Annotated in this window: 6 protein-coding genes and 1 pseudogene; 4 read left to right on the top strand and 3 right to left on the bottom strand. The window is 70.9% G+C overall.

Features of this window, described 5'->3' with window-relative positions; translation table 11 throughout:
- From G6021_RS12595 to G6021_RS12585, 3 genes are all read left to right on the top strand, one after another.
- Positions 1-1,764 (top strand): penicillin-binding transpeptidase domain-containing protein (locus G6021_RS12595; protein WP_182641437.1); only part of this gene is annotated, 1,764 nt, incomplete at its 5' end.
- Between the two features lie 17 nt (positions 1,765-1,781).
- Positions 1,782-2,666: an SDR family NAD(P)-dependent oxidoreductase gene (locus G6021_RS12590; protein WP_182616420.1), complete on the top strand. Its 885-nt coding sequence runs from the start codon at positions 1,782-1,784 to the stop codon at positions 2,664-2,666.
- A gap of 81 nt (positions 2,667-2,747) precedes the next feature.
- Positions 2,748-4,574: an acyl-CoA dehydrogenase gene (locus tag G6021_RS12585; RefSeq protein WP_182641436.1), complete on the top strand. Its 1,827-nt coding sequence runs from the start codon at positions 2,748-2,750 to the stop codon at positions 4,572-4,574.
- Positions 4,575-4,604: 30 nt separating this feature from the next.
- Here the strand turns inward: G6021_RS12585 and G6021_RS12580 are convergent, their stop codons facing one another.
- From G6021_RS12580 to G6021_RS12570, 3 genes are all read right to left on the bottom strand, one after another.
- Positions 4,605-5,063, bottom strand: a complete 459-nt coding sequence (locus G6021_RS12580) for an SRPBCC domain-containing protein (protein ID WP_182616416.1) — start codon at positions 5,061-5,063, stop codon at positions 4,605-4,607.
- A gap of 7 nt (positions 5,064-5,070) precedes the next feature.
- Complete coding sequence (locus G6021_RS12575; protein ID WP_179523676.1) at positions 5,071-5,457, bottom strand: metalloregulator ArsR/SmtB family transcription factor; 387 nt, start codon at positions 5,455-5,457, stop codon at positions 5,071-5,073.
- A 213-nt stretch (positions 5,458-5,670) separates the two neighbouring features.
- A complete protein-coding gene (locus G6021_RS12570) occupies positions 5,671-6,333 on the bottom strand; it encodes a fasciclin domain-containing protein (RefSeq protein ID WP_182616424.1) in 663 nt (220 codons plus the stop codon).
- A gap of 138 nt (positions 6,334-6,471) precedes the next feature.
- Between G6021_RS12570 and G6021_RS12565 the strand changes: the two are divergent.
- Positions 6,472-6,670, top strand: a pseudogene (locus G6021_RS12565) (oxidoreductase); the annotation flags it as partial.

Here is a 6,670-nt window from a genome sequence, read left to right as displayed (position 1 = left end):
GCGGGGGCGGCCGCGCTCACCACCGATCCGGCCGCGGCGCAGGAGACCCTCGAGGCCAACGTGCTGGCGATGGGATTCACGCCGACCCTCTCCGCCGGGACCCCGGACGGGGACCGACGCCCGGACCGCGACCCCGTGACGGTCGAGATCACCTGGGACATGGGGACGGCCGGAGACGACGAGGCCGACAACGACGAGGCCGACGACGACGAGGCCGGCTCCGACCCGGCCGGCGGGACCCCCGGCACGGAAGGCGCCGCCCGCATCGTCACGACCACCGGCGAGGCGCGGACCACCAGGGTCGGTGAGGACTGGAAGGTCGAGTGGGCGCCGACGATCCTCGACACCCGCCTCGAGCCGGGGGGCACCCTGGCCTTCTCCGAGATCCTGGACTACGACACCTCGGTCCTCGACCGCACGGGCGAACCGCTGCTGCAGTGGACTCCGGTGACCGCGGTGACCCTGGCGCCGGGGGCGGTGGAGTCGGCCGACGCTGTCGCGGCGCTGGTGAACCCCGTGGTGCCGACGATCACAGGGCAGACGATCCGCGAGGGCATGACGGAGGCGGGGGACCAGCCGTACCAGATCGTCGCGCTCCGCCCGTCCGACATCGACCCGATCCGCGAGCAGCTCGCCGCCGTCCCGGGGGTGAGCCTGCCCGAGCAGGGCCAACTCATCCGCACCGACCGGGACCTCGACTCCCCCGCTCTCACCGGGTTGCCCGACGCCTGGACCGAGGCGCTGCAGGAGGAGGGCGGCTGGACCGCGGAGATCGTCAATCCCGACGCGGAACCGATCGAGCTCGGCAGCGCCCCGGTGGGCCAGGTCGACGACCTCGTCTCCACGCTGCAGATCTCGATGCAGCGGGCCGCCCAGCAGGCGGTGGACTCCTCCGCTCTGGGCGCCTCGATCGTGGCGATCCAGCCCTCGACGGGCGGAATCCTGGCCGTGGCGCAGAACTCCGTCGCCGACCGGCAGGGGCCGGTGTCCATGCAGGGCCGCTTCCCGCCGGGGTCGACGTTCAAGATCGTCACCACGGCCGCGGCGCTCGAGGCCGGCGTCGTGGGCCCGGACGAGGTCGTGCCCTGCCCGGCCTCGGTCACCGTGTCGGGGCGCACGATCCCCAACGACGACGACTTCGAGCTCGGCCCGGTGCCGCTGGAGACCGCCTTCGCCCGGTCGTGCAACACCAGCCAGGCCGTCATCAGCGACCGGCTGACGCCGGAGGCCATGAAGGACACGGCCGCGAAGCTCGGCCTGGGCGTCGGGTTCTTCGCCCCCGGCCTCGGAGCGGACACCTTCACCGGGTCCGTGCCCGTCACCGAGCAGGGCCCGGCCCGCGTGGAAGCGGCGATCGGGCAGGGCGAGGTGTTGGCCAGCCCGTTCGGGATGGCGGTCATGACGGCCTCGCTGGCGAACGGCGGGCGGATGATCCTGCCGCACGTCGTCGACGGGATGACCGGCGACGCCAACGACGCACCGGAACCGCTCGACCCCGGAGTCGTCGACACCCTGCGCCGGTACATGGAGCAGACCGTCCGATCGGGCACCGCGACGGCCGCCAATTCGATCCCCGGACTCGGGGGCAAGACCGGCACGGCCGAGGTCGGCACCGGTCCCGCCCACGGCTGGTTCGTCGGTTCCACCGGGGACATCGCCCTCGCGGTGCTCATCGAGGGAGCCGACTCCTCGGGGCCCGCGGTGTCGATGGCCGCCGGGTTCCTCGGCGCCGCAGGACAGCCCGCACCCCTCGCGCGCGGGTGAGACGGTAGTTTCGCGTCATGCGTCTCCCCCGCCTCCCGCTGTCCGACCTCCCCGTCCCCGGCCTCGCCCGGTTGCCGTTCGTCTCCTCCCCCTCCCCCGCGGACACCAACCGCCGGGTGCTGGTCACCGGCGGGGCGTCGGGTCTCGGTCTGGCGTTGGTCACGGCGTTCCTCGAGCGCGGCGACCGCGTGATGGTCGCGGACCTCGCGGCCACCGACGACCGGCCCGCCTCGGTCCCCGGGGATGCGCGCTATCTGCGTCTGGACGTGCGTTCCGAGGAGGAATGGCAGGCGGCGCGCGCGGAGATCGAGCAGATCTGGGGCGGCATCGACGTGCTGGTCAACAACGCGGGCATCGCCCAGGGCGGCCGCATCGAGTACCTCACCGAGGAGGACTGGCGGCTCATCACGGACATCAACCTGCTGGGTGTGGCGCGGGGCTGCCGCACCTTCGTGCCGATGCTCAAGGCGCAGGGCCACGGGCACCTGGTCAACACGGCGTCTCTCGCCGGGCTCGTACACCCGCCGACCATGGCCTCCTACACGGCGGTCAAGGCGGCCGTGGTGGCGATCTCCGAGACCCTGCGGTGGGAGCTGGAGCCGTTCGGGATCGACGTGTCCGTGCTGTGCCCGTCGTTCTTCCGCACCAACCTGGCCTCGAGCCTCAACTCCTCGGACCCCGCCGCGAGCGGATTCGCGAGCAAGCTCATCGACCGCTCCGAGCGCGGCGCGGACGAGATCGCAGCCGAGGTGATGACCGGTCTGGACGCCAAGGAGTTCCTGATCCTGCCCGACCCGGACGCCCGCAAGGCCTACCGCGGCAAGCGGTTCATGCCCGCCGCGTACGCCAAGACCATGCTCGGGATGGGGCAGAAGTTCGCCCGCGCCACCGGCGGGAGCTGACGGTCCCGCGGGCCGCCCGTCCCGGTTCCGCCGGGCACGGCCCGAGTCGGCACCGCGCCCGGGGCAAGTACCCTGCGGTGCATGACTCCCTCGCTCCCCCTCCCCTCCACCGTGATGTCCCGCGCCGATCTCGACTTCCTGCTCCACGACTGGCTGCGGGTGTCCGAGCTGTGCGGGCGTGAGCGGTACGCGGACCACTCCCGCGAGACCATCGACGCCGTGGTGGACCTGTCGGCCGAGCTCGCCGAGAAGTATTTCGCCCCGCACAACCGCAAGGCGGACCTCAACGAGCCCAGGCTCGTGGGCGAGGAGGTCGAGCTCATCCCGGAGATCGCCGAGGCGCTGCGCCGCTTCGCCGACGCCGACCTGGTGGGCGCCGCGATGGACGAGCGGGTGGGCGGGATGCAACTGCCCTACACCGCGTACCTGGCGTGCATGGCGTGGTTCTACGCGGCCAACGTCGCCACCGCGGCGTATCCGCTGCTCACCACCGGCAACGCCAACCTGTTGATCGAGCACGGCTCGGACGAGCAGATCGAGCGGTACGTCAAGCCGATGGTCGAGGGCCGATTCACCGGAACGATGTGCCTGTCCGAGCCGCAGGCCGGCTCCAACCTCGCCGACATCACCACCCGCGCCGAGCCGCAGGACGACGGGACCTACCGGCTGTTCGGGCAGAAGATGTGGATCTCGGGCGGCGAGCACGCGATGTCCGAGAACATCGTGCACCTGGTGCTGGCCAAGGTGCCCGGTTCGCCGGCCGGCACGCGCGGCATCAGCCTGTTCGTGGTGCCGAAGTTCCTGGTCGACGAGGACGGTTCGATCGGGGAGCGCAACGACGTCGTGATCACCGGTCTCAACCACAAGATGGGCTTCCGCGGCACGGTCAACACCATGCCCACCCTCGGCCAGGGCATGCACACCCCCGGCGGCCGGCCGGGCGCGGTCGGATACCTCGTGGGAGAGGAGAACACCGGCCTCAAGAAGATGTTCACCATGATGAACGAGGCCCGGCTCGGCGTGGGTCTGGGCGCCACGGCCCTCGGGTACACCGGGTACCTCAAGTCGCTCGATTACGCGCGCAACCGCCCTCAGGGGCGGACCGTCGGTGCCGATCCCTCCTCGCCGCAGGTCATGCTGACCGGGCACGCCGACGTGCGGCGGATGTTGCTGGCCCAGAAGTCCTACGTGGAGGGTGCCCTGGCGCTGGGGCTGTTCTGCGCGAGGCTCGTCGACGACGAGAAGACCGGATCCCCGGAGGAGGCCGCAGCCGCCTCCACCCTCCTGGACGTCCTCACCCCGATCGCCAAGTCGTGGCCGTCGCAGTGGTGCCTCAAGGCCAACGAACTCGCGGTACAGGTACTGGGCGGGGCCGGGTACACGATCGACTACGACGTCGAGCAGCACTACCGCGACAACCGCCTCAACCCGATCCACGAGGGCACGCACGGGATCCAGGCCCAGGATCTGCTCGGGCGCAAGGTCCTCGCCGGGGGTGGTGCCGGACTGGCCGCACTGAGCGAGCGGATCGCCGCCACCTGCGACCGGGCGGATGCGGCAGGCGGCCCGGCCGAGGAGTTCGCCGCGCTGCTCCGACCGCGGGTGACGCGACTGATCGAGGTGACCACCGCACTCGCCGGGCTCGGGGCGACCGACCCGGAGGCGTTCCTGGCCGACGCCACCGAGTACCTCGAGGCCGCCGGTCACATCGTGATCGCCTGGATCTGGCTCGAGCAGGTCCTCGCCCTGGGAGGTCGGATCGACGACGACGCCGACGGGTTCGCCGCCGGGAAGCGGCAGGCCGCGGCGTACTTCCTGCGGCGCGAGCTGCCCGTCGTTGACGCGAAGTTCGACCTGCTGGCCGCGGGCGACCGCACCACCCTGGACATGCGCGACGACTGGTTCTGACCAGCGGTGCCCCCGCCGAGCAGGCGGTCCTCAGCGGGCTGTGGACGATGCGAGCACGCCGTCCAACTCCTCGAACGCCTCGGTCCAGCCGTCGTAGACGCCGTGTTCGGACCCGCGGTCGTCGGGGTGCCGGGCCATGTGGAAGGTCATCAGGGTGCGCCCCTCGCCCGCCTCGGCGAGGTCGACGGTGATGACGGGGACCTCGTCCCCGCGCTCGTCGTCCGGGCTGACCCAGGTGAACCGGAGCCGGTCGGGCTCGCGGACCTCCAGGTATTCGCCCGTGGCCGGCCACTCGCCGCCGTCCGGGTCGATCATGAGGTAGGCGTAGCTGCCACCCACGCGGAGATCGATCGAGACGCTCTCGGCAGGGGTCGTGACCTCGTGCGGGTGCCACCAGCGAGCGGCCAGTGTCGGATCCGTCCACGCGCGCCAGAGGGTCTCGCGCGGGGCGTCGAATGTGCGGGTGATGGTGAATTCCGGGACGGACATGATGTCGTCACTCCTTCGATCGAGGCGTGCGACCTCGATCCGTGGGGTCGGCATGCCCGGGCCGGATGTCGGTGAGCACGTCGTCGAGTCGGTCGAACTTCTGCTGCCACAGCGCGCGGTTGCGCTCAACCCAGGCCGTCGCGGCGTCCAGCGGTTCCGGCCGGAGCGTGCACACCCGCCACTGGGCGCGCGTGCTTCGCTCGATGAGACCGGAGGTCTCCAACACCCGGAGGTGTTGCGAGATGGCGGGTGCACTGATGTCGAACGGTTCCGACAACTCGCCCACAGTGGCCGGCCCGGCGCTGAGCCGCTCGAGGATCCCACGACGCGTGGGATCGGCGAGCGCCTGGAACACCCGGGACAGCGGATCACCGGCCTTTTTCAATTCACTCATTCCTTAATTAGGCAATAGCTTAATTGTGCACCGTGACGCGCCACTGTCAACCCCTCGTCCACGATCACCGCCGGCCGGAACCCTCTCGCGGCGCGGGTGCCGGTGGTCCGGCCGCGGGACCCGACGAGGCCCGGGCCGACGCTCTCGCGTCGACCCGGGCCTCGGTGCTGCCGGAACACTCAGGAGGTCAGGGCCTCCCGGGGTCCAGTGGGATCACTCCTCGGGAACCATGACCTCATCGATGAGGTAGACCGTGGCGTTGGCGGTCTGGACGCCACCACAGATCACGTTGGCACCGTTGACGGTGAGCTCGTCACCGGAGCCCATGACCTCGACGTCCGCGCCGTTCAGCGTGGTCTGCATGCCCTCGATCTCGTCAGGGGTGATCTGTCCCTCGACAACGTGGTAGGTCAGGATGCTGGTGAGCAGCTCGGGATCGGTCTGCAGCGCCTCCATCGTGGCGTCGTCGACCTGCGCGAACGCGTCGTCGACCGGCGCGAACACGGTGTACTCACCGTTGTTGAGCGTGTCGACCAGGTCGACCTCCGGGTTCACCCCGCCCGACACGGCGGCCGTGAGGGTGGTGAGCAGCGGGTTGTTGGAGGCGGCGGTGGCGACCGGCTCCATGGCCATACCGTCGACCGAGCCCGGCCCGTCCGGGTTGGCCTCGGCGTAGTCCGCACACCCGGGACCGACCAGCATGCCGGCCGGCTCCGCCATGGGAGAGGTCTCTTCGGTGGTCATTTCGGAGGTCATGGGGGCGGACGTGGTGCCCTCGGCCTCCATGCCGCCTTCGTCGTCCGCGCAGCCGGCCAGAACGAGGCCGCTCACGGCAGCCGCCGCCGCGATCGATGCCATACGGCGGGAGATCGTCATGCTCATGGTGTTGGTCCTTTCAACAGAGCCTTGCGTGCTGGGTCACAGGGTTCTTCGGCACTGCTGTCGAACCGGATGGGTGGCGCCCGAAAAAATCTCCCGAACCGTCCGGCAGGGCCCGTGCTCCGAACTCTTGATGTGGACACCACCCAGCCCCGACCCCGTGTGACGGCTCAGATCTCCGCGGGGATCCTCTCGACCGGTATCGCCCTCGCGGTCGGTCACGCGATCGCGGGACTGGTCGCCCCCGGGTCGTCACCCTTCCTGGCGGTGGCCGACTCCGTGGTCGACCGCGCACCCGCGGCCGTCCGCGAGGCGACCATCGACGCGCTCGGGA

The organism is Dietzia sp. CW19, from assembly GCF_014145265.1.
GTDB classification, from domain to species: domain Bacteria; phylum Actinomycetota; class Actinomycetes; order Mycobacteriales; family Mycobacteriaceae; genus Dietzia; species Dietzia natronolimnaea.
The sequence above is the reverse complement of the archived record's forward strand: the minus strand, read 5'-3'. Positions and strand labels throughout refer to the sequence as shown.